Raw genomic sequence first — 23,813 nt, 5'->3', positions numbered from 1 at the left:
CCCTCCTCCTGCGCGAAGGGGCGGGCCGTGCGGTGGTGGTCAGTGCTGTTCGTACAGTTCGCGGATCGTGCGCTTGAGGACCTTGCCCGTGGCGTTGCGGGGGAGCCATGGCCAGATCTCGACGCGTTTGGGGGCTTTGACCGAGCCGAGGGCGGACTTGGTGTGGGCGATGATCCGCTGTTCGTCGACGGTCTCGCCCGCGCGGGCCACCACGATCGCGGTGACGGCCTCGCCCCAGCGGGCATCGGGGACGCCGATGACCGCGACGTCCGCCACGCCGGGGACCTCGGCGATCACCCGCTCGACCTCGGCGGGGTAGACGTTGAAGCCGCCGCTGATGATGAGGTCCTTCTTGCGGTCGACGAGGTGGAGGTAGCCCTCGTCGTCGAAGTAGCCGACGTCGCCGGTGTGCAGCCGGCCACCGCGCAGCACGTCGGCCGTGCCCTCGGGGTCCTTGTAGTAGCCGACCATGACGAAGTCGCCGCGCACACAGATCTCCCCGATCTCGCCGGGCGGCAGCTCCTCGCCCCGGTCGTCGAGGATCGTCACCGACGCCACCTCGGTGGGCCGCCCGACGCTCGCCAGCCGCTCGTCGGGCGCGGGCCGGCCGTCGACCAGGTGCTCGTCGGCGCCGAGGGCCGTGATCAGCATCGGCGCCTCGGTCTGACCGTACCCCTGGCGCAGCACGGGCCCGAAGAGCGCGAGGGCCTGCTTCAGCTTCGCCACCCGGATCGGGGCCGCGCCGTAGCTGATCCGCCGCAGGGCGGGGAAGCGGCGCCGCTCCACGCCGGGCAGGTCGACGAGCGCGTACAGGACCGTCGGCGGCAGCATCGTCGAGGTGACCGCGTGCTCCTCCATGGTGTCGAGGAGCGTCTCCAGGCCGGGGCGGTGCAGGATCACCACCGTCCCGGCGTGGTGCATCGCCGCCAGCGCGATCCGGCCCGAGACATGGGTGAGCGGGGCGGCGGCCAGGAACACCGGCCGCTCGTCACCGGCCTTCGCCGCCTCGTCGGCCAGCGCGCCGAGGAAGAACGCGAAACGCCGGTTGTCGTGCATCACGCCCCGGGGCAGGCCGGTCGTCCCGCTCGTCGGATAGATCGCGGCGAGCGCGTCGGGGTCACCGGCCCCGGTGACGTCCTCGGGCGGCGCGTCGCCGAGCCAGCCGTCCAGCTCGGCGTCGTAGACGACCACCTCCCGGATCCGGGGCGCCGCCGCCCGCAGGACCGGGAGGTGCTCGCGGTAGTCGGGGTGCACGAACAGCACGTCCACGTCGAGCCGTTCGAGGAGCCGCCCGATCTGCGGTACGGCGTCGTAGGGGTTCAGCGGCACCCAGGTCACCCCGGCCCGCATCAGGCCCAGCGCGCACACGAAGCCGGTGATGTCGTTGGGGGCCAGGACGCCGCCGTGGGTGCCGGGGGTGAAGCCGTGCGCGTGCAGGGCGCGGGCGATCCGGCAGGAGCGGTCGTACAGCTCCCGGTAGGTGACCTGTTCGGCGCCGCAGACCAGTGCCGTGCGGTCCGGGTGGGCGCGGGCCGCGCGGTCGAGGGCGTCGGTCGGCCTCATGAGACGCGCTCCGAGATCAGGTCGGCGCGGTGCAGGACGGCGCCGAAGAGGCGGGCGGTGGCGGCGTCGACCAGGGAGCCCTGGGCGGCGGCCGAGCCGGCGCTGTGCTCGTAGGCGTCGCACATGTTCCGGGCCGTCTCGATCTCCTGCGCGGTGGGGGAGAAGACCTCGTTCGCGGGCGCGATCTGGCTCGGGTGGACCGCCCACTTGCCGGTCGCGCCGAGGGTGCTCGCCCAGACCGCCTGGAGGTGGTAGCCGTCGGTGTCGCCGATGAAGGGGTAGGGGCCGTCGATCGCCTCCAGGCCGTGCGCCCGGGCGGCCGCGACGAGACGGGCGCGGGCGTGGTGCCAGGGGTCGCCGGGATAGGCGTGCGCGGGATCCTCGACGTGCCCGTGGCGGAAACCGAGGCTCGCGGCGAGGTCCCCGAAGCCGAGGATCAGGGCCTCCAGACGGGGCGAGCAGGCGGCCAGCTCCTCGACGCGGCCCAGCGCCTCCGCCTCCTCGACCAGGACCTCGAAGCCGATGCCGAACCCCCGCCCGAGCTTGGCCTCCAGCTGCGCGAGGAGCGTCTCGAAGAACCACACGTCCCGCGGCGCCTTCACCTTCGGCAGGATCAGCACGTCCAGGTTGTGCCCGGCGCGGGTGACGACCTCGATCACGTCGTCGTGCGCCCACGGGCTCAGCGCGTCGTTGACCCGCACGGCGCGCACCTTCCGGCCCCAGTCCAGCTCGTTCAGGAAACGGATCGCCTGCTCGCGGGCGTCCCGTTTGCCGGGCGGGGCGACGGCGTCCTCCAGGTCGAGGAAGACGAGGTCGGCGTCGCTCGCGGCGGCCTTGCGGATCATCTTCTCGCTCGACGCCGGGACGGCGAGCTCCGAACGGCGCAGACGGGCGGTCATCGGGACTCCCTCGGGTGGTGGCTCGCACGGGGATGGTGGCTGGCGCGCTTGAGGAGGACGGTGCGCTCGCCCTCGAAGACGACCGAGCCGTCGGGCTTGAACCCCCAGTGCCTGAAGCGCACCAGGCCGGCGTCCTCGCGGTCCGGGGCCGGTCCGGTCGCCAGGACCTCGGTGGCCGCGTACAGGGTGTCGCCGTTGACGACGGGGGCACGGAAGCGCAGCTTGTCGAGGGCGACCTCCGCGACCGCGTCCTCGGCGGTGTCCTGCGTCGCGAGCCCGATCGTCAGGGACGCGCTGAGCAGCCCGAACACGATCCGCTGCCCGAACGGTGTGCCCGCCATGGCGTCGTCGTTGAAATGCGCCTGCGCCGAGTTCATCACCAGCTTCGCCAGCTGCTGGCCCTCGACGTCCGTCACCGTGCAGCCCCGGGCGTGCCGCATCCGGTCACCGGGCGCGAAGTCCTCGAACCGGGTCATCGCCGCCTCCCCAGCAACTCGTCGGCGATCAGCGTGCGCTGGATCTCGGAGGTCCCCTCGAAGATCGTCGTCAGCCGCGCGTCCCGCCAGTACCGCTCCACCCGCCGCTCGGTCGTGTAGCCGTTCCCGCCGTGCAACTGCATCGCCCGGTTCGTGACCCGTACGGCCGTCTCCGTCGCGATCAGCTTGCACATCGACGGCAGCGTGGCCGTCGTGTCCCCGCTGTCCAGCGCGTGCGCCGCCTGGTGGGTGAGCGCACGGGCCGCCTCGACCTCCGCCGCCATGTCCGCGAGGGCGAAGCGCAGCGCCTGGAAACCCGCCAGCGGCCGGTCGAACTGCCGTCGCTCCAGCAGATACGCCCGCGAGTCCTCCAGCGCGCCCCGCGCCAGACCCACCGCCCGCGCCGCCGTGTGCACCCGCGCCACGTTCAGCCCCTGGACGACCTCCGCGAACGCGTCGCCCTCCGTACTCGCCGCGAGCGGCACCCGGACGCCGTCCAGCCGCAGGTGGTACGTCGTGATGCCGTGATAGCCGACCTTGTCGATCGGGGTCGCGGTCATCCCCTCGGGCAGCGTGCCCGGCTCCTTCTCGACCACCATCGCGATCAGGCCCGTCGCCCGGTGCTCGCCCGGCTCCGGATCCCGCTCGCGGGCCACCAGGACGATGAAGTCCGCCCGGACCGCGTTGCCGGTCCAGCGCTTCTCCCCGTCGAGCACCCAGTGGTCACCGTCCCGGACGGCCCGGCAGGCCACCCCGGCCAGGTCGGAGCCCGCGCCCGGCTCGGAGGCCGCGAACGCGCCGATCCACTGGCCCCGGGCGCTGCGCCGCAGCAGCTCCGCACGGCGTACGGGGTCCTCCACCTGGCAGCCGAACCCGTTCGCGCGGGCCATGAGACTCGGTACGCTCATCCACGCCCGCGCCAACTCCTCGGTGACCAGGGCGTATTCGAAGACGCCGAGCCCCAGACCGCCGTACTCGGCGGGCACCCGGATCCCGAAGTAGCCCTCCGCCGCGAGCCGTTCGATGAGCGTGTCGGGGATGTCCGCGCCGCGGGGGTCCAGCTCGTCGGCGACGGGAAGGACCTCCTTCGCCGCGAACTCGCGGGCCCGTGCCTGGAGTTCGAGCCGTTCGGGGGTGAGGTGGAGGTTCGTCATCGCTGCGCCTCCCGCATCACGACGAGGTTGGCGCGGGTGAAGGCGACGACGAGGTCGCCTCGCTGGTCACGGCCCTCGGTGCGCCAGGTGACGACGCCGAAACCCGGCTGCGTGCCCGAGGGGCGCTTCGCCAGGACCGTGCTGGCCGAGGAGAGCGTGTCGCCGGGGTGGACGGGCCGGTGGAACACCAGGTCGTCGATGCCGAGGAAGGGGCCGCCGGCCTCGGAGAGGTCCTCGACGCTCAGGCCGACGACCGTGCACAGCGCGAGCAGCGGGGGCACCACCAGGTCGGGGTGACCCTCGGCGCGGGCGTGCTCGGCGTTGAAGTAGAGGGGGTTGTGGGCGAGCGTCGCGGTCGCGAACAGTGTCGCGTCACCCGCGGTCAGCGTGCGCCCCCAGTGGTGGTCCAGGCGCTGTCCCACCTGGAAGTCCTCGTACTGGCGGCCACGGGCCCGTACCGGGAACGCCGCCGGCTCCAGCACCTGTTCGTGGGAGTTCATGACGGCAACGTAACACGAAAATGTGGTTGGTTAACCACATTATTTTGTGAGGTAATCTTGCTCCCATGGCCAACCCCTACTCGCCCCCCAGTCCCAAGCAGTCACGCTCGGAGCTGTCCACGACCCGCCTGCTCGACGCCGCGGCGGAGCTGATCGCCGAAGGCGGGTACGAGCGGATGACGCTCGCGGCGATCGGCAAACGCGCCGGCTACAGCCCCGCGCTGGTCACCGCCCGCTTCGGCTCCAAGGAGGGGCTCCTCGCGACGCTCCTCGACCGCATCACCGTCGTCTGGGCCGACGAGACCCTCGCACCCGCGGTGGGGCGGCACACGGGGGCCGCCGCGCTGCACCGGTTCGTCGAGGAACTCCGGGTGAGCTGGGCGCGCGACCCGCACCAGATGTCCGCGCTGTACGTGCTGATGTTCGAGGCGGTGCTGCCGACGCCGTTCCTGCGGGAGCGGATGGCCGCGCTCCACCGTGACCTGCGGGCCTCGGTGGAGCGGCGGGTGGTGGAGGCGGTGCCCGAGGCGGACGCGGCCTCGGTCGCGATGCTGATCGTCAGCGGGCTGCGGGGGGCCGTGTACCAGTCGCTGCTGGATCCGGGGGCGGTGCCCATCGAGGCCGCGTTGCGGGCGTTGGACCAGCTGATCGACGCGCTGCTTGTGCCGTCGGGGGGCTGAAAGGGGGGCGGACGTGCCGGTCAGGCCGCCGGGACCGGCCCGCCCGTCGCGTCGACCGCGTCGGCTTCCGGATCGGGCGGGCCGAGGGGCGTGTCCTCCCAGCGCAGCACCCGCCACCCCTCCGCGGGCGACCCCGTCAGGACGACGACGCCCGTGTTGGCCAGGGGATGCCGTGCCGCGTACTCCGCGTCCACGTTCCGTGCGCGAGCCGCCACCCACATCCGGATCGCGGCGCCGTGACCGACCAGGGCGACCGTGTCCGCCCCTGACCCGGCCGCCTCCAGGACGACGGCGTCGAAACGCGCGAGCGCCTCGACGCCGTTCTCGCCGCCCGGCATCCGGCGTGCGGTGTCCCCCGAGGACCAGGCGAACGCGGTCGCCAGGTAGGCGGCGACGGCCTCGCCGTCCCCGCGCATCTCCAGGTCCCCGGCGCTCAACTCCCGTATGCCGTCCCGGACCTGGACGTCGAGGCCCGTCGCGGCGGCGAGCGGTGCGGCGGTGAGCCGCGTGCGGTGGAGCGTGGACGCGTAGAGGGCGCCGATGCGCTCGCCCGCCAGCGTGGCCGGCAGTGCCTCGGCCTGCTTCTGCCCCAAGGGGGTCAGTCCTGGTCCGGGCTCGGTGGTGTCCAGGAGGTGGGTGAGGTTCGACGGGGTCTGGCCGTGGCGGATCAGTAGGAGGCGCATACCGAAAGAGTATGCACTTGGGGACCAATGGGGGGAGTTCTGGGGTGATTTGAGCCCCTCAAGGTAAAGAGATTTCTTTACAGAGCAACTCACTAGTGCATACAGTTACTTGAAACCTCACGCGTATCTCGCGTTCGGAAGGACCCCCCACAAGTGACCAATGCTTCCTGGACGTTCAGAGCGGTGGCGACCGGCTTCGCCCTCGCCGCCGTCATGGCGACGTCTCTGACCTCCGCCGCGGCTCGGCCGGCCGAGCCCACCCCGACATCTCCCGAGCGGCGCACCTACGTCGTGAAACTCGCCGACGCCCCCGTGGCCGCCTACGAAGGCGGCCTGCCCGGCCTGCGGCGGACCATGCCCGCCCCCGGCGAACGCCTCGACACGGCCTCGGCCGCGACCGCGGAGTACCTGCGCCACCTCGACCGCCGCCGGGACGCCGTCCTCGAAACCGTCCCGGGTGCCGAGGAGTTGTACGCCTACGACTACACGTTCAACGGATTCGCCGCGCGCCTCACGGCAGTTCAGGCCGAGAAGCTCGCCGGGACGCGGGGAGTGGTCTCGGTGAAGCTGTCGAAGGCCAGACCGCCGCAGGACCGGCAGCCCGCACAGGGGGACACGGCGAAGCCCGCCCCTGCGACCCCGCTGACCGCCGGGACCCCGCGCGCCGCCGGCACCCAGCCCGTTCCCGCCGCCCTCCCCGACATCCCCCGCCTCCTCGGCCTCTCCGGCGAGCACGGCCTCTGGTCGAAGCTCGGCGGCCCCCAGCGCGCCGGGGAAGGGATGATCGTCGGCGTCATCGACGCCTTCGACCCGGGCAACCCCAGCCTCGCCCCGCTCCCCGAACCCCGCCCCGACGCCGACGTCATCGCCCGTAAATGGCGCGGCGGTTGCGACACGGGCGAGGACAGCGCCGGACAGTACAAGGTCACCTGCAACAACAAGGTCATCGGCGCCGCCTGGTTCCGCGAGGGCGTCGCGGACCCCCAGCCGATCGACGTCCCCTCGCCGATGGACATGCACAGCCGTGGCACGCACATCGGCACGACCATCGCCGGCGCGTACGACGTACCCGCCGTCATCCCGGAGACGAACGCCCGGGGGCGGATCAGCGGGCTCGCCCCGGCCGCCCGGCTGGCGTTCTACAAGACCTGCTGGAGCACCGGCTGCGCCGACGCGGACGACACCGCCGCGATCGACCGGGCCGTGGCCGACGGCGTCGACATCATCAGCTACTCCATCGCCGGCGCCCTGACCGACTCGTCGTCCGTGGAGTCGATGTTCAACGCGGCCAAGGCGGGAGTGTTCGTGGCCGCCGACGCGAGCGGCGGCGGTGTGGGCTCCGTCGCGAACACCGCGCCCTGGATCACGACCGTCGCCAGCCAGACCCACGACACCGTGTACGAGGCGACGCTCGTCCTCGGCGACGGGCAGCGCGTCACGGCCCCCGCGCACTCCACCGGAATCCCGAAGGCGCCGCTGGTCAACGCCGTGGACGTGAGCAGGGCGGGCGCCGAGAACGCCACGTTCTGCCCGCCCGGCACCCTGGACCCCGCGAAGACGAGGGGGAAGATCGTCGTCTGCGACCGGGGCGGACCGGACACCTTCACCTTCTCCGACCGCGTCGACGAGGTGCGCTCCGCCGGAGCGGTCGCGCTGGTCCTCACCAACACGCCGACCAGCGCCCAGGACCCCACCATGGACTGGGAGTTCCCGCTGCTCACGCTGGACGCCCGGGACCGCGACACGGTCAAGGCGTACGCGGCAGGACCGGACGCCACCGCCGAGATCACCCCCAGCGCCGGCCGGCACGTCCGGGAACGCGCCGTCGCCAGGTTCTCCGCCGCGGGCCCCGACGCGTTCAGCGGCGGCGACCTGCTCAAGCCCGACATCGCCGCCCCCGGCGTCCTGGTCCCGGGCGGCACGGTCCCGCACGCCTACGCCGGCTACCAGGGCGAGTACGGCTTCATGGACGGCACCTCCACCCCGCACATCACCGGGCTCGCCGTCCTGCTGAAGCAACTGCGCCCCGACTGGTCGCCGATGGAGATCAAGTCGGCGCTGATGACCACGGCCACCTCCACCGACGACACGGGCCGCCCGATCCAGAAGCTGAACTGGCGGGGCCCCGAGACCGACAGCACCCCCCTCGACCGTGGCTCCGGCTCACCGCGCGTCACCCGCGCCGTCGACCCCGGCCTGGTCTACGACTCCACCCCGGCCGACTGGACGGCGTACCTGTGCGCGATCGGCACCCCGCCGGCGCCGGGTGCCTGTGCCACGGTCCCCCGGACCGACCCGAGCGACCTCAACTACCCGTCCGTCTCCGTCGGCGACCTCGACGGGGCGCAGACCGTGACCCGCACGGTCACGAACGTCGGCCGCGGGAAGGCCACGTACCGGGCCGCCCTGCGGACGCCGCCCGGCTACGAGGCCCGGGTCACCCCGCAGACCCTCACACTGGCGCCGGGCGAGTCGGCGTCGTACCGGGTGGAGCTGGTGCGGGGCAGCGCCCCGGTGGGGGAGTGGGCCTTCGGGTCGCTCACCTGGAGCGACGGCTACGGAGGGCACCGGGTCACCAGCCCGGTCGCCGTACGGGCCGCCAGCTGACCGGGCTCAGCCGTACCGTTCGATCCTGATCCGGTCGACCGGCTGGCCCGCGTCGACCAGCAGCCGGGAGGCGTGCTCGGCGAAGGCGTTGGAGCCGCAGACGTACGCCTCCCAGGGGGTGCCGGCGGTGAAGAGGGGTTCCAGGTGGGAGGCGTCGAGGCGTCCCACCGGGAGCCCCTCGGGCGCGCTGCGGGTGAACACCGGCGTCGTCTCCGGACCGTACTCGCGCGCGTAGATCAGCTCCTCGGGGCCGCGCGCGGAGACCAACAGGCGCAGGGGTACGTCGAGTTGACGCGCCCGGTGGTGGCGGATCATCGACATCAGCGGGACGACCCCGGAGCCCGCGCCGATCAGCAGCGCGGGGCGGTCGCCGGGCCAGGCGAAGAAGCCGGAGAGGGGGCCGCGCACCTCGACCCGGTCGCCGGGTTTCGCGACGGTGTGGAACCAGCCGGAGACCTCGCCGCCCGGGACGTGGTCGAGGGTCAGCTCGATGTGGCCGGAGGCGTCCGGCGCGGAGGCGAGCGAGTAGTGGCGCTGCGCGGTGTAGCCGTCCTCGGCGGTGAGGCGGAGCATCAGGTGCTGGCCGGGGAGATGGCCCGCCCAGGCGGGCACCGCGAACCGGAACGTCGCCGCGTGCGGGGTCTCGCGGCGGACCTCGGTCAGCGTCGCGGTCTGCCAGACGGCCGCCGCGCGGTTGGACACGGCGATCCGGCCGGGCACGGCGAACCGGGTCTCGAACACCTCCGCCGAACTCCCGCCACCCGCACCGGAGTCGACGCCCCCTGCCAGGCCTACTGTCGTCTCAGTCACCGGAGTACCTCTGCTCCTCCCACGGATTCCCCCGCGCGTGGTACCCGTTCTGCTCCCAGAACCCCGGCTCGTCGTGGTCGAGGAGCCGGATCCCGGCGACCCACTTCGCGCTCTTCCAGAAGTACAGGTGCGGCACCAGCAGCCGCGCCGGCCCGCCGTGCTCGGGCGCGAGCGGGCGGCCGTCGTAGCTGACCGCGATCCACGCCTTGCCGCCGGTCAGGTCCGCGAGCGGCAGGTTCGTCGTGTAGCCGGTGTGCGAGTACGCGACCGCGTGCGTGGCGGTCGCGTCCGGGCGTACGGCGGCCAGGAACGTGTCCAGCGAGACCCCGCCGAAGCGGACGCCGAACTTGGACCAGCTCGTCACGCAGTGGATGTCGCCCCGGTACTCCGAGCCGGGCAGCGCCCGCACGTCCTCCCAGGTCCAGGTGCGGTCCTCGGCCACCAGGCCGTCGACACGGAACGTCCAGTCGGCGGGCGCGAGGTCCGGGGTGACCTCGGCGGACAGGACGGGCCAGTCGTCGCCCGCGTCGTACTGGCCGGGCGGCAGCCCCGGGTTGTGGACGCGGGGGCGTCCGGCGAAGCCTCGGGTGACGTTCATGGGTGCCTGTCTCGGAGAAACGTTCGTGCGGCCCCCACGATACGCGGCGCGCGCAGCGGCCGATCATTACGTCCGTATGAACGCTCACCGGACCCGGGAATACCTTCCCACCTGGGGTTCTTGGTGACAGATGACACAGACGAGCCGTAGAGAGGGAGCCATGTCCAAGGCGTACGTCTTCACCCGCCACGGAGGCCCGGAGACCCAGGCCCTCATCGACCTCGACCGCCCCGCCCCGGGCCCCGGCGAACTCCTGATCGCCGTCCGCGCGGCCGGCGTCAACCCCGTCGACTGGAAACTCCGTACGGGCCTGCGCCGCCCCGGCGACACCGGCGAGCGCGTCTTCCCCGCGGTCCTCGGCAGCGAGGCGGCCGGCGTGGTGACCGCGCTCGGCGCGGGCGTGACCGGGTTCGCCGTCGGCGACGAGGTCTTCGGCTCGACCCTGGCCGGCGGCTACGCCGAGGAGACGGTCCTCCCGGTGACCCTCGCCGCCCACAAGCCCGCCGCCCTGTCCTTCGCCGACGCCGCGACCCTCCCCGTCGCCGCCGCGACCGCCTACGACGGTGTCCACCAGCTCGCCCTGCCCGCCGGCGCCACCCTCCTGATCACCGGCGCGGGCGGCGGCGTCGGCGTGGCCGCCGTCCAGATCGCCCGCGCCCTCGGCCTCAAGGTCGTCGGCGTCGCGAGCACCGCGAAGAAGGAGTTCCTCGAATCGCTGGGCGCGCTCCACGTGCCGTCCGGCCCCGACTGGGCCTCGCGGGTCCCGGGAACCGTCGACGCGGTGTACGACCTCGTCGGCGGCGAGGTCCTGGAACAGGCGGCCGGGCTGGTGAGCGGGCCGGGCCGGCTGATCACGGCCGGCGCCCCCGAGGAGACCGTCGCCGCACTGGGCGGGGCGCGGGTCACGCGGGCCCGCAGCACGGCCGTACTGGAGGCCGTGGCCCAGCTCGTCGTGCGGGGCGACCTCGATCCGTACGTCACCGCGCGGTTCTCCCTCGACGACGCCGGGGAAGCGCTGCGCAGCGTCGAAGAGGGGCACGCCCGGGGCAAGGTCGTCATCGAGATCGGGGGAGCGGCGTGAGCCACGTCCTGGACCATCCCGCGCTGCACTCCCTCACCGGGCCGCACGCGCGGTTCGCCGAACGCAGAGGGCGGGTGCTGCGGTACCCCGTCGACGTCTCGCCGTGGCTCGCGCTGCCGGAGGAGCCCGACGCGCGGGACTGGGCCGACCTCGCCGCGCTCGCCGGACCCGGCGCCGAGGTGCCGCTGCCCGGCTACCGGGGCGACCTGCCCGCCGGGTGGGAGATCACCTTCCAGGTCGAGGGCGTCCAGCTCGTGGACGACGGCCTCGACGCGGCGCCGGACGACGAGGCCGTACGGCTCGGCGCCGCCGACGTCCCCGAGATCCTCGACCTGGTCGCCCGCACCCAGCCAGGACCGTTCCTGCCGCGCACCATCGAACTCGGCACCTACCTCGGCATCCGGCGCGAGGGCGCGCTCGTCGCGCTGGCCGGGGAGCGGCTGCACCCGCCGGGGTACACGGAGATCAGCGCCGTGTGCACCGACCCGGCGTACCGGGGGCAGGGCCTGGCCACCCGGCTCGTCCTCGCGGTCGCGCACGGCATCCGGGAGCGCGGCGAAGTGCCGTTCCTGCACACCGGGGCGGGCAACACGAACGCGATCCGCCTCTACGAGTCCCTCGGCTTCACCCTGCGGCGGCGTACGGCGTTCCTCGCCGCGCGGCCCCTGGAGGGCGTACCGGTCTGACCGGCGCGGCTTGAGCGGGCCTCTAGGCGGGCCTGGCACACTTCCTCGTCACGTCGTGCCGACGAGGGAGGCCCCTGGTCATGGAGGCGATCAGGCCGTATCCGCTGGGCGAGCCGCACCGCCTCGACCCGGACCCCGCCTACCGGGAGCTGCTCGGCCGCGACGCGCTCACCCGCGTACGGCTGCCGCACGGGGGGCCCGCCTGGCTCGCCGTGCGCCACGACCACGTACGGGAGGTCCTCGCGAGCCCCGTGATCAGCCGGGGCCTGGCGGCCGGGAACCCGGAGCTGCCGCGCCTGATGCCCGAGCCGCCGCCGGCGGGGACGATCATGACGCTGGACGGCGCCGCCCACACGCGGGTGCGCAGGCTGGCCGCGAAGGCGTTCACCGCGCGCCGGATCGAGGGGATGCGCGGCGAGATCCAGCGGTTCGTCGACGAGCTGGTCGACGCCATGGACGCGGCCGGCCCGCCCGCCGACCTGGTGTCCCGGGTGGCCGTGCCGCTGCCGCTGCGGGTGATCTGCACGCTGCTGGGCGTCCCGCTGGCGGACCGGACGCGCTTCCGGTCCTTCACCGAGAAGGTCATGGGGACCACCGCGTTCGGCTCCGACGAGGTCCGCACGGCGATGGCCGACTTCTTCGGCTACCTCGCGGGACTCGTCGCCGAGCGCCGCGCGACCCCCGCCGACGACCTCCTGGGCGCGCTGGTCCTCGCCCGGGACGAGGAGGACCGGCTCGGCGAGCAGGAGCTGATCTGGCTGGGGGTGGCGCTGCTGATCGGCGGCCACGAGACGACCCTCAACCAGATCTCCAACTTCGTGTACGTCCTCCTCGGCCACCCCGACCAGCTCGCCGATCTGCGGGCGCATCCGGAGATCGCGCCCAGGGCGGTCGAGGAGCTGCTGCGGTTCGTCCCGACGGGCGCCGGGTCGGCGCACGCCGTGATCGCCACCGAGGACGTGGAGCTGGGCGGCGTCACCGTCCGCAGGGGCGAGGGGATCGTCGTGGACCTCGGGGCCGCGGGCTACGACCCGAGGGTCTTCCCCGACCCGTACCGCCTCGACCTGCGCCGCGAACCCAACCACCACCTCGCCCTCGGGCACTCCGCCCATTTCTGCCTCGGGGCCCAACTGGCGCGCGTGGAACTGGAACTCGCCCTCACCACGCTGCTGCGCCGGCTGCCAGGACTGCGGCTCGCGGTGCCCGCCGGTGAACTGGAGTGGAACACCGGCGGGTTGATCCGGGGTCTGAGGCGGCTGCCCGTCACCTGGTAGCGGACGGCACCTTCACGGGCTCGTCCCAGACCACGCGGTACCGGTAGATCTGCTCGGTGGACTTGACGCCGAGCCGCAGGAAGAACGGCAGCACCAGGTCCCGCAGGCCACGGGTGAGCACGTTGGTGGGGGCCTTCTGGTTCCCGGTGCGCCGGGCCTCCTTGACGATCTTCTCCACGCGGTCGCGGCGCAGGTCCTCGAAGACCGCGAACGCCCGCACCGGGTCGGGGACGTCCCGCAGGCACTTCGCCAGCCAGACCGCGTCCTCCATCGCCAGCGAGGCGCCCTGGCCGACGTGCGGCGACGAGGCGTGGGCGGCGTCCCCGACGAGGCACACCCGGCCCTTGTGCCACCGCTCCAGGGAGGGCAGGTCGTAGATGGGCCAGCGGTCGATCGGGCCCTGCGTGGAGCGGATGATGTCGAGGACGTGCTTCTGGTCGTCGCCGTGCCGCCGCACCAGCCGCTCGCGCCACTCCGCCGAGGGGATCGCGTCGAGCTTCGCCCGGTCCGGCTCGTCCTTGGTGGTGTGGTTCTCGAACCAGAACACCTCGCCGGAGGGGACGCGCTGGTAGCCGAAGAAGCCCTTGACGCCGAACGTCATCCGCATGACCCCGTCGGACAGCGGCACGGCGTCGGACCGGGTGAACGCCCCGCAGTCGACGATCCCCGTGTACTCGGGCTCCCTGGCCTGTGGGAAGAGCGACCTGCGGGTCGCCGAGTGGATGCCGTCGCAGCCCACGAGGAGGTCGCCGGTCACCTCGGAGCCGTCCTCGAAGTACGCCGTGACCGCCGTCGCCGAGGTCTCCACCCGCCGCAGCCGCCTGCCGAACTCCACGGTGATCCCGCGCGCCAGCGCCGCTTCGCGCAGCGCGCGGTTGAGGAGGCCCCGCTTGATCGTCGTGACCGTCTCGGGGTTGTTCCCCAGCACTTTGCCGACGTGGTTCTCGAAGACGATGCTCGTCGTCGGGGTGCCCGCGGCGCGCACCTCCTCGTCGAGGCCGAGCAGCCCGAGGACGGCGAGCCCGTTCGGCGCGAGGCCGAGGAAGGCGCCCGCCTCGTCGTTCGGCTCGGACCGGGACTCGTAGATCACCGGTGTCATCCCGATGCGCTGGAGGAACATGGCCACCAGCGGGCCGGCGATGCCGCCCCCGATGACCAGAACCTTCCGGGTGCCCACGTGGTCAGCCATGATCTTCGCTCTCCCGACTTTCCGGACCTTTGTACGCCCTTTTAGCTTGAACGTCGAGATGCTTGATTGTCAAGCGAAACTCCAGGGGTGCCGCGGTACGGCCCGGCCGGCTCAAGGGGTCCTCGACCCCGTTCTGCCACCCTGTCGCCGACCCGTCCGACCCGCAGACGACATGAGGCCGCACCCGTGAGCGAAGCCGACCAGACCTCTGCCCGTGAGACCCTGCTGACCCTCCTCACCGGACACCTGGCACCGCACGTCATCCACACCGCCACCCAGCTCGCCCTCCCGGACCTGCTGGCCTCCGGCGTGCACACCACCGAGGACCTCGCCGAGCGCACCGGCACCCACGCCCCCTCGCTCGCCCGCCTCCTGCGCGCCATGGCCTGCGTCGGCCTGGTGACCGAACCCGCGCCGGGCCGCTACGAGTCGACCCCCATGGGCGCCCTCCTGCGCCGCGACCACGCCGACTCGCTCAACGCCACCGTCCTGCTGAACTTCCGGGAAGAGGCCAGGCGTTCGTGGGGTGAACTGCTGCACAGCGTGCGGACGGGCGAACCGTCCTTCGAACACCTCTACCAAACCTCGGCGTTCGCCTACTTCGCCGGGAAACCCGAGGTGGGCGAGGTCTTCAACCGCGCGATGGCGGACCACACCCGCCAGGCCGCCCGGGACATCGTCGCCGGCCACGACTTCGGCGGCTACGGCACCGTCGTCGACGTCGGCGGCAACGACGGCACCCTCCTGTCCGCCGTCCTCGCCGCCAGCCCGGAGACACGGGGCGTCCTCTTCGACAGCGCCGAAGGGACCGCGCGGGCGCCCGAGACACTGCGGCGTGCCGGGGTCGACAAGCGGTGCGAGATCGTCGCCGGGGACTTCTTCGAGGCGGTCCCGGAGGGCGGCGACGCCTATCTGCTCAAGTCCGTCATCCACGACTGGGACGACGAGCGCAGCACCGCCGTCCTCGGCTCCTGCCGCCGCGCCATGACGGACGGCGCCGTCCTGCTGATCGTCGAACCCGTCATGCCGGACCGCGCCGACGAGACCCTCACCGTGCCCATGGTGGTCAGCGACATCAACATGCTCGTCTACACGGGCGGACGCGAGCGCACCCACAGCGAGTTCGAGGCGCTGCTCACCGGCGCCGGGTTCGCGCTGACGGGCGTGAGCGCGCCGCTGCGGACGACCGACTACCGGGTGGTCGAGGCCAGGCCCGTGTGAGGGCCGTTCAGGACGTGGGCGGGCGTGGGTTCAGGACGTGGGCGGGCGTGCGTTCAGGATGCCGGCTGGCGCGCGGGGGCCCCGGGCTTCACCGCCAGCCGGAAACCGACGCCCCGCACCGCCTCTATGCACACCGCGTCCCCCAGCTTGTGGCGCAGGCCGTACACGTGCGTGTCCAGGGTCTTCGTCGGGCCGAACCAGTTGCTGTCCCAGACCGCCGCCATGATGTCCTCGCGGGTCGCGAGGGTGTCGAGGCGGTCGGCGAGGTAGACGAGGAGGGCGTACTCCTTGGGGCTGAGGGGGATCTCCCTGTCGTCGAGGTACGTGCGGTGGGCGAGCCGGTCGATGGAGAGGCGGCCGTAGCGGTCGCGGGAGCGGCGGGGCAGGCCGATGACGACGCCGGGCGGCGTGGGGGGAACCGCGGGCGCGGCCGGCGGCGGGGCCAGGCGCCGGCGCTGCACCGCGCGCATCCGGGCGATCAGCTCCCGTACGGTGAACGGCTTCACGACGTAGTCGTCCGCGCCCAGCTCCAGGCCCACGACCTTGTCGGTCTCCGAGCCCCGCGCGCTGATCATGATGAGGGAGACCTCGCTGCGGGCGCGCAGCCGGCGGCACACGTCGAGACCGTCCATGTCCGGCAGACCGAGGTCCAGGAGGACCATCTCCGGGTCGTCCCCGGCGAGCAGCGCGTCCTGCCCGGTGACGACCCAGCGGACCTCGTGGCCGTAGCGGGCGAGGCCCCGGGCGAGAGGGCCGGCGATGTCGGGGTCGTCCTCGACGAGGAGTACATGCATGGGTTCTTCTCCTGGTGACTCCCGGAGGGGTGCTCTCCGCGAGGGTGTGGGGGGTGACGTCGGGGGAGTCTCAGGGGACGGTCGAGGCGGGCCGCAGGCCCAGCGCCGGGAACACCAGCGCGTCCAGATGCCGCCGCATCACGGCGACGGTCAGCGGCTCCTCGCCGAGCAGCGGACGGGCGAGGACGACGCTGCACAGCATCCCGGGGACGAGGTCGAGCGCGGGGCAGTCCTCGGGGACCTCACCGCGCCGCACCGCCCGGCGCAGGAGGAGGGAGAGGTCCCGCATGGCCGGTTCGAGCATCGCCTGCCGCAGGGTGCGCCGCAGTTGGGGGTGGTCGCGGATGGCGCTGCCCACCCCCAGGTGCAGGGTGGGACCCCGCTGGAGCGCCTCGTCGCCGACGCTCTCCACCAGCGCGTACAGGTCGCCGCGCAGCGAACCCGTGTCGATCTGGGTGATCCGCAGCGGCTCGCGCCGGCCGAGGGCCGCGACGACCAGATCGGGCTTGCTGCCCCACTGCCGGTACAGCGTGGCCTTCCCGGCGCGGACCCGGGCGGCGACCGCCTCCATCGTGAGCGCCTCGTACCCGACCTCGCGCAGCAGGGCGAGGACTGCCTCGTACACCTGGGCGGCGCGCAAGGGAGTGATCCGGGTGCGGCGGACGGCCATGGGCACCCCTCCTCGGGCGTGAACGGCCTCAGGCTAGCCGCGCCGCTAACGGAACGGGCGCGTCTCGCTTGTGGCGTCAGTCACTTCCGGGGCCGGGGAGGTTTCCCGGGGATTTTCTCAACTCCCGTGTCGCAAAAGCCCTGTTGTGACGATGCCGCGCGCCGACAATGACCGGCATGAGCACACAGCACCGGCACAGTCACCGCACAAGAAGCCGCCACCTCCTCGCGGCCGGCGCCCTCGCCGCCACGCTGCTCGGCCAGCTCCTCACCGGCACCACGGCCACCGCCGCCCCCGAGAAACCGGGGCGGATCTCCTGGAAGCCCTGTACCGCGCCCGACGGCACCGCCGGATTCGAGTGCGCCACCCTCAAGGTCCCCGTGGACCACGCGAAGCCGAAGGGCGCGACGATCGCCCTCGCCCTCAACCGGCACCGCGCCACCGACCCCGCCCGCCGCATAGGCCCCCTCCTGGTCAACCCCGGCGGCCCCGGCGGCTCCGGCGTCGACTTCGCCTTCGGCGCCCCCTCCTCCCTCTCGCCCGCCCTCCTCGCCCGCTTCGACATCATCGGCTTCGACCCGCGCGGCGTCTCCCGCAGCCACCCCGTGATGTGCGACTGGGACCTCGTCGTACGGCAGGACCCGCTCCTGTACCCCGGCAGCGCCCGCGACTTCACCGCCCTGCGCGCCGCCAACCGGGCCCTCGGCAAGGACTGCCGCGCCCGCAGCGGCCCCCTCTTCGAGCACATGGACACCGGCCAGGTCGTCCAGGACATGGACGCGATCCGCGCCGCCCTCGGCGAGCGGAGGATCAGCTACTACGGCGTCTCCTACGGCACGGCCATCGGCCAGCAGTACGCCGCCCGCTACCCCCAGCGCGTCCGCGCCCTCGCCCTCGACTCCAACATGGACCACAGCCTCGACCGCTCGGCGTTCCAGCGCACCGAGGCCGTCGCGATGGAGGAGGTCTACGGCCAGTTCGCCGACTGGTGCGCCCGCACCCCCGCCTGCGAGCTGTACGGCCGCGACGCCCGCGCCCTGTTCGACTCCCTGTACCGGCGCGCGGAGGCCGGTGAGCTGGAACTCCCGGGCGGCATCGAACTCAAGCCGCAGGACGTCCAGTTGACCGTCTTCGGATTCCTGTACGACCCGGTGTCCTGGTTCCAGCTCGCCGACCTCCTCAGCGACATCGACGACCCCGGCGAGGACACGGCCCGCCGCCTCGCCGCGTTCGGGGAGCCGGCGCCGTACCCGTTCCCGGCGGTCATGTGCCAGGACTACGCCTTCGGCGTCCCCGCCTACAACACGCTCGTCCGGGAGAAGAAGGCCCTCGCCCGCTACGCCCCCGTCACCCGGCTCAGCCCGCTCGGCTGGACCGCGATGACCGGCTGCCAGAACTGGCCCGCGAAGGTCACCAACCCGCCGCGCCCCCTCAAGGTCGACGGCACCCCGCCGATCCTCCTCACCAACAGCCGCTTCGACCCGGCCACTCCGCACGACTGGGCCGCCAACGCCGCCCGGCAGATCGGCCGGGAGGCCGTGCTGCTGACGTACGACGGTGCGGGGCACGGGGATTACTGGCTCAGCCCGTGTGCGCGGAGCGCCATCGACACCTACCTGCTGACGCTGAAGACGCCGCGTCCCGGCACGCACTGCCCGGCCCTCTGGCCCACCGAACCCGCGCCCGAAGAACGCAAGGGCGCGCTCGTCAACCCGCTGCCCGACCTGATCGGCACACCGAGGTACTGATGGCAAGAGGGCCGGTTCCGGACGGATCCGGGACCGGCCCCCGGGACACTGGTCCCATGACTTTCGACGATCTGCTGCGCCGGGCCGCCGCCCTCGTCCGCCCCGACCGCCGGGCGGTCCTCGGCATCGCGGGGAGCCCGGGGGCCGGGAAGACCACGCTCGCCGAGCGCCTGGTGCGGGAACTCGGGCCGGTCGCCGCACACGTCCCCATGGACGGATTCCACCTCGCCGACGTCGAGTTGGACCGGCTCGGGCTGCGCGACCGCAAGGGGGCACCGGAGACGTTCGACGCGGCGGGGTACGCGGCGCTGCTGAACCGGCTCCGGTCTTCCGGGGAGTTGGTGTACGCGCCCGGGTTCGAACGGGTTCTGGAGCAGCCGATCGCCGGTGCCGTCCCGGTGCCGCCGAGCGCGCGGCTCGTCGTCACGGAGGGCAACTACCTTCTGCTGGGCACCGGTTCATGGGTACGGGTGCGGGCCGAACTCGACGAGGTGTGGTTCTGCGCGCCGGACGAGCAGGAGCGGGTGCGCCGACTCGTCGCCCGGCACGAGGAGTTCGGGAAGTCCCACGAGGCCGCCGTGGCCTGGGTGTCGCGGAGCGATGAGCGCAACGCCGAACTGGTGGCGCGGACGCGGGAGCGGGCGGATCTGGTGCTGACGTCCGCCCAACTCCCGGTGCCGTGACGGCTATTCGCCCTGGGTGCCGTCGAGGGTGCGGACCAGGTTGCGCAGGACCGGGCCGTACTCCGGGTGCGCGAGCGCGTGGGCCATCTGGGCGACCAGGTAGTCCGCCGGGTTGCCGGTGTCGTACCACTCGCCCTGGATGACCTGGCCGTACACCGCGCGGGTCGCGGCGTACGCGTTGATCGCGTCCGTCAAGTAGATCTCGCCCGTGCGGTGTTCGTGCCAGCGGCGGGTCTGCTCGCGCAGCTCGTCGACGATGCCCGGGGTGATGACGTAGCCGCCGATCGCCGCGTACGACGAGGGGGCGTCCTTCGGCTTCGGCTTCTCCACCAGGCCCGTGATGCGGAGCTGGCCCTCGCCGAGGTCCTCCTTGACGATCGGGACGCCGTAGCGCTGCGAGTCCTTCGGGTCCATCGGGAGGAGGGCCAGGACCGGGCAGCCCGTCTGCTCGTACGCCCGGATGAGCTGCTGGGCGCGCGGGACCTCGGCCACGAACACGTCGTCCGGCCACAGGACGAGGACCGGCTCGTCGTTGAAGGAACGCGCCGCGTTCAGGACGGGCGTGCCGTTGCCGTACGGGCCGCGCTGGTCCAGATAGGTGATGTGGCCGCGCCGGGCCAGCTCGGCGACCTCCTCCACCGCGTCCGCGTACGCCGTCTTGCCGTCCGCCCGCAACTGGTCCACCAGCGCCGGGTTCGGCCGGAAGTGGTCCTGGATCAGGGACTTGCCGCCCGACACGACGATCGTGATGTCCGTGATGCCGGAGTCCACCAGCTCACGGACCGTGTGCTCGACGACCGGCTTGTCACCGACCGGCAGCATCTCCTTCGGGATCGCCTTGGTCAGGGGCAGCAGGCGCGAACCGAGCCCGGCGGCGGGGATGACGGCCCTGCGGATCGTGGGGGAGGACATCTGCTCTCTCTCGTACGTGCGGCTGCGTCGCTTCTTCGACGTGAGGCTGACGCTACCAACGCGGGCTGGGGCCTGTGCGGCGGATCAGGCTGCACGAGAGTGGCGGTTCCGTATGGGTGCCGGTGAGCGGGGTCTGGTGCGTGCAGCTGCAAGGCGGAGGAGGGCGGCGACGCGGTGGGGGCACCTCCCGGCCGAAGGCTGGGGGACGTCGGCAACCGACGACAACGCGGCAGATGAGCGTGCCAGACCCCGCGACCGCAGCCTGATCCGCCGCACAGGCCCTAGCCCCTGAGCGCGTCCGAGATCGACTTCACGCCGCCGTGGGACGTCAGGCCGCCGTCCACCGGGATCTCCGTGCCCGTGATGAACGCCGACTCGTCGGAGAGGAGGAACACGACCAGCGGGGCGATGTCGTCGACCGTGCCGGCCCGGCCGAGCGGGGTCTCGCCGATCGTCGCGTCGCGGAACGCCTGCGAGGCGGCGGCCGTCATCTCCGTCTCGATGTAGCCGGGCAGCACGGAGTTGACGCGGATCCCCTTCGGGCCCAGCTCGGTCGCGGCGATCTTCGAGACCGCGCGCAGCGCCCACTTGCTGGCCGTGTAGGCGACGGGGTAGTAGCCGGTCAGCGCGGTCGCCGAACCGATGTTCACGATCGACGAGCCCGGCGGCATCAGCGGCGACAGCTTCTGGATGCCGAGCAGCGGCCCGGTCGTGTTCACGGCGTGCACCCGCGCCATGTCCTCGGGCCGTACGGAGTCGAGGCGGTGGCGCTCGATGATCCCCGCGTTGTTGACCAGCCCGTGGACCTGGCCGTACGACTCCTTCAGCCCGGCGGCCAGCGCGTCCCAGTCGGCCTCGCAGCTGATGTCGAGCTTCAGGCACCCGTCGTCCGCGGGGCGCGCGTCGGTGGCGACGACGGTCGCCCCGGCCCGGGTCAGGGCGTGCGCCTCGGCCAGCCCCTGCCCGCGCGCCGCGCCCGTGACGACGATGACCTTGCCTGCGAGACGGCCCGCGGGCTGCCCGTTCTCCGTGATCGTGCTCATGCCGGACAAGTTACCGTCCCGGCCGCGGGCTGCCCGCGGCCGGGCATGGGTCAGTGCTTGCCGTTGATCCGGCCCACCTCGATCCCCGCGATGTCGGGGGCCGCGGCGCTCGCGTTGCCGAACGTCACCGCGTTGGCGCCCTTGCGCAGTTCGACCGGGACACCGACCGTCCAGTAGTCGTCGGTGCTCCACGTGTTCTTGAACGTGACCTTCTGCGTCGTACCCGAACCGACCTTGATGTCCGCCGTGCGGGACATGATGTCGGTGTTGTAGGCGTGCCCGTTGTCCCGCCGGTCGTTGTGCGCGTAGGTCACGACCAGCAGATACCGCCCTGCTTTCGGCGCGTTCACCCTGAACTCGGCCGTGCTGTCAGGGCTGTTGCCGAGATTGCCGATGTACGCCCCGCCCGGCGCGTACCCGGAGTCGACGAGCTTGGCGCCACCGGCGAGGACGGCGTCGGCGGCGCCGTACGTGAGGACACCTGTACCGGACCCGTCCCCCGACACGTCGAGCGACCGCAGCGACGCGTGCCCGGACGTCACCGCGACCCGGTTGTTCCCGGCGACCAGGTACAGCCGCAGCGCACGGTTCGGAACGGCGGCCAACTTCTCGCCGTGCAGCGTGAGGTGAACCGGCCCCGCCCCCTTCGGTACGACCGTGTAGTAGCCGTCGCGCGGCGCGTACACGTCGAACACCGCCTTGTCGCCGCCCCGCAGCACGAGCGAACCCGTGCCGGTGCCGGCCGACGAGGAGTAGTCGAACGCCGGACGCCCGCTGACGTCCGCGAGTGTCGCCTCGTACGACGCTGTTGTCCGGGTGCGGCGGGTCAGGTCGATCCGGTCGAGCGTGACCTCGGCGTCGCCCTTGGCGAGGCTCAACACGTGCGTACCGGCAGCCAGTTGGAGGCTGACGTGCTGCTTGGCGCGGTAGGTCCAGTTCTGGGTGGACGGGTACGTCACGGTGACCGGAGCGGCGCCGTCGACAGAGAGCCGCTGCGTCGCCGGGCGGCCGGACTGGTTGCCGTACAGGACCGCCAGGTCGTACACCCCGTCCTCGGGGACCGTCACCGTGAAGTCGACCTTGCTGGCGGGGGTGTTGAGGGAGCCGACGTCCTTCGTGCCGGACGCGGCGTAGCCGTTGGCGTTCTGGACGGTGCCCTGCGTGTAGACGGTGCCGCCGGTGATCGCCGCGTCCTCGGCCTCGTACGACGCGGACCAGGGGACCGAGGCCGTGGCCGGGGTGCCGGTGCCGGACGGGGTGAGGACGATCCGGTACGCCGACATCTTGCGCAGGCCGCGCAGGGGGACGGTGGCTGTGCCGTCGGCGGCCACGGTGACCTTGACGCGGCTCAGCACCTGCGGCGCCGCGTGCTGACCCTCGTACCCCGACCAGCCGGCCTCGGCGACGGTCGCGGTGACCGTGCGGCCGAACAGCTTGCGCGGGACGTTCTGGACGACGACGTCCGCGTCACCCGCCGAGCCGCCCAGCAGGACCTGGGCCTGGCGGCGGGAGGTGTCCAGGGACGCCAACCCCTGGAGCGTGTCGATGGTGTTGGCCTGCGGGGGCGTCACCTTGACCGTGTCGCCGGTCAGGCCCGCGTACCAACGGAACAGCCACCAGCCGCCGTTGGGGATGTTGGAGCGGACGACGTGACCGCTGAGGTTGCCCGCCGCGTCCCAGTACGCCATGTTGGCGTACACCTTGTTCCTCTCGAACATCGAGATCCACTGCACGAGTTGGCCCGGCACGGACAGGTCGCGCCGGTTCGCGTACTCGTCGATGTTGATCTTCAGTGGGCCGATGGCCAACTCCCGCTCCAGGGCGCGGTAGTTGTCGTAGTGGCCCTGGAAGTCGCGCAGGGAACCCGAGCTGAGTTCGTGCCAGGTCATGATCTGCGGGAGGACGTTCTCGCGCTTGGCGAAGGTGAGGAAGTCCCGCAGGAAACGCGGGTAGTAGCCGGTCTCGTTGGGCCCGGCGATCACCGCGTCCGGGTCGATCGCGCGGATCCGCTCGTACACCGTCTTCCAGTGCGTGAGGAAACGGTCGCGCTCCACCTCGTACTCAGCCTGCGGCCCGTTGAGCTTGTACCAGATGAAGTCCGGTTCGTTGAACGGGATGTAGACGAAACGCTCGCTGTTCGGGTCGGCCGCGATGCGGCGGGTGATGCTGTCGACCTTGGGGAGGTAGTCGTCGATGCCGAGGTTCTCGTACGGCCACTTCGCGTAGATGTCCTGCATCATGACGTTGATCTCGCCGCCGCCGTTGCGGAAGAACGCCTTCGACACGGCCTGCGCGTCGCCGTTCGGGTGCTGGAGGCCGCCGTCCGGCTTCTGCGAGATGCTGGTGATCTTCAGGGGTTCGAGGGCCGCGTCGCTCGGCACGCCGTCGTCGCCCAGGCCGTACAGGGCGCCGTTCGCGCCGAGCTGGACCGGGCCCTCGGAGGCGGCGAGGTCGACGGTCAGGCGCTGGGGATCGACGGTGGCCTGAGCGGCCGAGGGGAGTGCGCCTGCCATGAGGGCGGCTCCAAGTGCGGTGGTGACAA

22 protein-coding genes are annotated in these 23,813 nt (G+C 72.5%); 8 read left to right on the top strand and 14 right to left on the bottom strand.

The annotated features are described in order from the left end of the window. Positions 1-39: 39 nt before the first annotated feature. Genes ACLZOT_RS15925 through ACLZOT_RS15905 form a run of 5 tightly spaced genes read right to left on the bottom strand, consistent with a single transcriptional unit; the run spans position 40 to position 4,592 of the window. Positions 40-1,563, bottom strand: coding sequence for a class I adenylate-forming enzyme family protein (locus ACLZOT_RS15925; protein WP_416969548.1), 1,524 nt, complete (start codon positions 1,561-1,563; stop codon positions 40-42). Then, complete coding sequence (locus ACLZOT_RS15920) at positions 1,560-2,462, bottom strand: HpcH/HpaI aldolase/citrate lyase family protein (protein ID WP_416969547.1); 903 nt, start codon at positions 2,460-2,462, stop codon at positions 1,560-1,562. Before ACLZOT_RS15920 ends, ACLZOT_RS15925 begins: the two co-directional genes overlap by 4 nt. Further along, positions 2,459-2,938, bottom strand: a complete 480-nt coding sequence (locus tag ACLZOT_RS15915; protein ID WP_416969546.1) for a MaoC family dehydratase — start codon at positions 2,936-2,938, stop codon at positions 2,459-2,461. Before ACLZOT_RS15915 ends, ACLZOT_RS15920 begins: the two co-directional genes overlap by 4 nt. After that, positions 2,935-4,092, bottom strand: coding sequence for an acyl-CoA dehydrogenase family protein (locus tag ACLZOT_RS15910; protein WP_416969545.1), 1,158 nt, complete (start codon positions 4,090-4,092; stop codon positions 2,935-2,937). The genes ACLZOT_RS15915 and ACLZOT_RS15910 overlap by 4 nt, the downstream gene beginning before the upstream one ends. Next, positions 4,089-4,592 (bottom strand): MaoC family dehydratase, encoded by a 504-nt coding sequence (locus tag ACLZOT_RS15905; RefSeq protein ID WP_416969544.1) that lies wholly within the window; start codon positions 4,590-4,592, stop codon positions 4,089-4,091. The genes ACLZOT_RS15910 and ACLZOT_RS15905 overlap by 4 nt, the downstream gene beginning before the upstream one ends. A 65-nt stretch (positions 4,593-4,657) precedes the next feature. Here ACLZOT_RS15905 and ACLZOT_RS15900 point away from each other — a divergent pair, with 65 nt between their 5' ends. Then, on the top strand, positions 4,658-5,272 hold the full coding sequence (locus ACLZOT_RS15900; RefSeq protein WP_416969543.1) for a TetR/AcrR family transcriptional regulator: 615 nt from the start codon (positions 4,658-4,660) through the stop codon (positions 5,270-5,272). Between the two features lie 20 nt (positions 5,273-5,292). On the opposite strand, the gene ACLZOT_RS15895 is transcribed toward ACLZOT_RS15900, so the two are convergent. Further along, a complete protein-coding gene (locus ACLZOT_RS15895) occupies positions 5,293-5,955 on the bottom strand; it encodes a histidine phosphatase family protein (RefSeq protein ID WP_416969542.1) in 663 nt (220 codons plus the stop codon). A 153-nt stretch (positions 5,956-6,108) separates the two neighbouring features. Between ACLZOT_RS15895 and ACLZOT_RS15890 the strand changes: the two genes are divergently transcribed. Further along, positions 6,109-8,562 (top strand): S8 family serine peptidase, encoded by a 2,454-nt coding sequence (locus ACLZOT_RS15890; protein ID WP_416969541.1) that lies wholly within the window; start codon positions 6,109-6,111, stop codon positions 8,560-8,562. Between the two features lie 6 nt (positions 8,563-8,568). Here the strand turns inward: ACLZOT_RS15890 and ACLZOT_RS15885 are convergent, their stop codons facing one another. Then, positions 8,569-9,303, bottom strand: a complete 735-nt coding sequence (locus ACLZOT_RS15885; RefSeq protein ID WP_416969808.1) for a ferredoxin reductase — start codon at positions 9,301-9,303, stop codon at positions 8,569-8,571. Positions 9,304-9,364: 61 nt separating this feature from the next. Continuing rightward, the gene (locus tag ACLZOT_RS15880) at positions 9,365-9,970 is read right to left on the bottom strand and encodes a sulfite oxidase-like oxidoreductase (protein WP_416969540.1); all 606 of its coding nucleotides are present in this window, start codon (positions 9,968-9,970) and stop codon (positions 9,365-9,367) included. Between the two features lie 160 nt (positions 9,971-10,130). On the opposite strand from ACLZOT_RS15880, the gene ACLZOT_RS15875 reads away from it, so the two are divergent. The 3 genes from ACLZOT_RS15875 to ACLZOT_RS15865 all read left to right on the top strand — a co-directional run bounded on the left by ACLZOT_RS15875 (position 10,131) and on the right by ACLZOT_RS15865 (position 13,011). Then, positions 10,131-11,051 carry an NADP-dependent oxidoreductase gene (locus tag ACLZOT_RS15875; protein WP_416969539.1) on the top strand — a complete coding sequence of 307 codons (921 nt, stop codon included), beginning with the start codon at positions 10,131-10,133 and terminating at the stop codon, positions 11,049-11,051. Beyond that, on the top strand, positions 11,048-11,737 hold the full coding sequence (locus ACLZOT_RS15870) for a GNAT family N-acetyltransferase (protein ID WP_416969538.1): 690 nt from the start codon (positions 11,048-11,050) through the stop codon (positions 11,735-11,737). The genes ACLZOT_RS15875 and ACLZOT_RS15870 overlap by 4 nt, the downstream gene beginning before the upstream one ends. Before the next feature lie 80 nt (positions 11,738-11,817). After that, positions 11,818-13,011: a cytochrome P450 gene (locus ACLZOT_RS15865; protein WP_416969537.1), complete on the top strand. Its 1,194-nt coding sequence runs from the start codon at positions 11,818-11,820 to the stop codon at positions 13,009-13,011. On the opposite strand, the gene ACLZOT_RS15860 is transcribed toward ACLZOT_RS15865, so the two are convergent. After that, positions 13,001-14,200 carry an FAD-dependent oxidoreductase gene (locus ACLZOT_RS15860; protein ID WP_416969536.1) on the bottom strand — a complete coding sequence of 400 codons (1,200 nt, stop codon included), beginning with the start codon at positions 14,198-14,200 and terminating at the stop codon, positions 13,001-13,003. The genes ACLZOT_RS15865 and ACLZOT_RS15860 overlap by 11 nt on opposite strands. A 186-nt stretch (positions 14,201-14,386) precedes the next feature. Between ACLZOT_RS15860 and ACLZOT_RS15855 the strand changes: the two genes are divergently transcribed. After that, on the top strand, positions 14,387-15,421 hold the full coding sequence (locus ACLZOT_RS15855; RefSeq protein WP_416969535.1) for a methyltransferase: 1,035 nt from the start codon (positions 14,387-14,389) through the stop codon (positions 15,419-15,421). Between the two features lie 53 nt (positions 15,422-15,474). Here ACLZOT_RS15855 and ACLZOT_RS15850 read toward each other — a convergent pair whose 3' ends face one another. Both ACLZOT_RS15850 and ACLZOT_RS15845 read right to left on the bottom strand, forming a co-directional pair. After that, positions 15,475-16,215: a response regulator transcription factor gene (locus tag ACLZOT_RS15850; protein WP_416969534.1), complete on the bottom strand. Its 741-nt coding sequence runs from the start codon at positions 16,213-16,215 to the stop codon at positions 15,475-15,477. Positions 16,216-16,285: 70 nt separating this feature from the next. Next, positions 16,286-16,885 (bottom strand): TetR/AcrR family transcriptional regulator, encoded by a 600-nt coding sequence (locus ACLZOT_RS15845; RefSeq protein WP_416969533.1) that lies wholly within the window; start codon positions 16,883-16,885, stop codon positions 16,286-16,288. Between the two features lie 176 nt (positions 16,886-17,061). On the opposite strand from ACLZOT_RS15845, the gene ACLZOT_RS15840 reads away from it, so the two are divergent. Both ACLZOT_RS15840 and ACLZOT_RS15835 read left to right on the top strand, forming a co-directional pair. Beyond that, positions 17,062-18,633, top strand: a complete 1,572-nt coding sequence (locus ACLZOT_RS15840; RefSeq protein ID WP_416969532.1) for an alpha/beta hydrolase — start codon at positions 17,062-17,064, stop codon at positions 18,631-18,633. Positions 18,634-18,689: 56 nt separating this feature from the next. Then, positions 18,690-19,316: a nucleoside/nucleotide kinase family protein gene (locus ACLZOT_RS15835; RefSeq protein ID WP_416969531.1), complete on the top strand. Its 627-nt coding sequence runs from the start codon at positions 18,690-18,692 to the stop codon at positions 19,314-19,316. A 3-nt stretch (positions 19,317-19,319) separates the two neighbouring features. Here the strand turns inward: ACLZOT_RS15835 and ACLZOT_RS15830 are convergent, their stop codons facing one another. The 3 genes from ACLZOT_RS15830 to ACLZOT_RS15820 all read right to left on the bottom strand — a co-directional run bounded on the left by ACLZOT_RS15830 (position 19,320) and on the right by ACLZOT_RS15820 (position 23,784). Beyond that, positions 19,320-20,228 (bottom strand): UTP--glucose-1-phosphate uridylyltransferase, encoded by a 909-nt coding sequence (locus ACLZOT_RS15830; protein WP_416969530.1) that lies wholly within the window; start codon positions 20,226-20,228, stop codon positions 19,320-19,322. 281 nt (positions 20,229-20,509) lie between these two features. Next, complete coding sequence (locus ACLZOT_RS15825) at positions 20,510-21,271, bottom strand: SDR family NAD(P)-dependent oxidoreductase (protein WP_416969529.1); 762 nt, start codon at positions 21,269-21,271, stop codon at positions 20,510-20,512. Between the two features lie 50 nt (positions 21,272-21,321). Then, positions 21,322-23,784 (bottom strand): cellulosome protein, encoded by a 2,463-nt coding sequence (locus ACLZOT_RS15820; protein WP_416969528.1) that lies wholly within the window; start codon positions 23,782-23,784, stop codon positions 21,322-21,324. Positions 23,785-23,813: the final 29 nt, after the last annotated feature.

It is taken from the genome of Streptomyces sp. 4F14 (assembly GCF_048159485.1).
Taxonomy (GTDB): domain Bacteria; phylum Actinomycetota; class Actinomycetes; order Streptomycetales; family Streptomycetaceae; genus Streptomyces.
The sequence above is the reverse complement of the archived record's forward strand: the minus strand, read 5'-3'. Positions and strand labels throughout refer to the sequence as shown.

Bases quoted from the DNA above. Each gene is read 5' to 3' on its own strand.
- ACLZOT_RS15925 (WP_416969548.1), bottom strand. From the start codon at position 1,563: ATGAGGCCGACCGACGCCCTCGACCGCGCGGCCCGCGCCCACCCGGAC.
- ACLZOT_RS15920 (WP_416969547.1), bottom strand. From the start codon at position 2,462: ATGACCGCCCGTCTGCGCCGTTCGGAGCTCGCCGTCCCGGCGTCGAGC.
- ACLZOT_RS15915 (WP_416969546.1), bottom strand. From the start codon at position 2,938: ATGACCCGGTTCGAGGACTTCGCGCCCGGTGACCGGATGCGGCACGCC.
- ACLZOT_RS15910 (WP_416969545.1), bottom strand. From the start codon at position 4,092: ATGACGAACCTCCACCTCACCCCCGAACGGCTCGAACTCCAGGCACGG.
- ACLZOT_RS15905 (WP_416969544.1), bottom strand. From the start codon at position 4,592: ATGAACTCCCACGAACAGGTGCTGGAGCCGGCGGCGTTCCCGGTACGG.
- ACLZOT_RS15900 (WP_416969543.1), top strand. From the start codon at position 4,658: ATGGCCAACCCCTACTCGCCCCCCAGTCCCAAGCAGTCACGCTCGGAG.
- ACLZOT_RS15895 (WP_416969542.1), bottom strand. From the start codon at position 5,955: ATGCGCCTCCTACTGATCCGCCACGGCCAGACCCCGTCGAACCTCACC.
- ACLZOT_RS15880 (WP_416969540.1), bottom strand. From the start codon at position 9,970: ATGAACGTCACCCGAGGCTTCGCCGGACGCCCCCGCGTCCACAACCCG.
- ACLZOT_RS15875 (WP_416969539.1), top strand. From the start codon at position 10,131: ATGTCCAAGGCGTACGTCTTCACCCGCCACGGAGGCCCGGAGACCCAG.
- ACLZOT_RS15865 (WP_416969537.1), top strand. From the start codon at position 11,818: ATGGAGGCGATCAGGCCGTATCCGCTGGGCGAGCCGCACCGCCTCGAC.
- ACLZOT_RS15860 (WP_416969536.1), bottom strand. From the start codon at position 14,200: ATGGCTGACCACGTGGGCACCCGGAAGGTTCTGGTCATCGGGGGCGGC.
- ACLZOT_RS15850 (WP_416969534.1), bottom strand. From the start codon at position 16,215: ATGCATGTACTCCTCGTCGAGGACGACCCCGACATCGCCGGCCCTCTC.
- ACLZOT_RS15845 (WP_416969533.1), bottom strand. From the start codon at position 16,885: ATGGCCGTCCGCCGCACCCGGATCACTCCCTTGCGCGCCGCCCAGGTG.
- ACLZOT_RS15840 (WP_416969532.1), top strand. From the start codon at position 17,062: ATGAGCACACAGCACCGGCACAGTCACCGCACAAGAAGCCGCCACCTC.
- ACLZOT_RS15835 (WP_416969531.1), top strand. From the start codon at position 18,690: ATGACTTTCGACGATCTGCTGCGCCGGGCCGCCGCCCTCGTCCGCCCC.
- ACLZOT_RS15830 (WP_416969530.1), bottom strand. From the start codon at position 20,228: ATGTCCTCCCCCACGATCCGCAGGGCCGTCATCCCCGCCGCCGGGCTC.
- ACLZOT_RS15825 (WP_416969529.1), bottom strand. From the start codon at position 21,271: ATGAGCACGATCACGGAGAACGGGCAGCCCGCGGGCCGTCTCGCAGGC.
- ACLZOT_RS15820 (WP_416969528.1), bottom strand. From the start codon at position 23,784: ATGGCAGGCGCACTCCCCTCGGCCGCTCAGGCCACCGTCGATCCCCAG.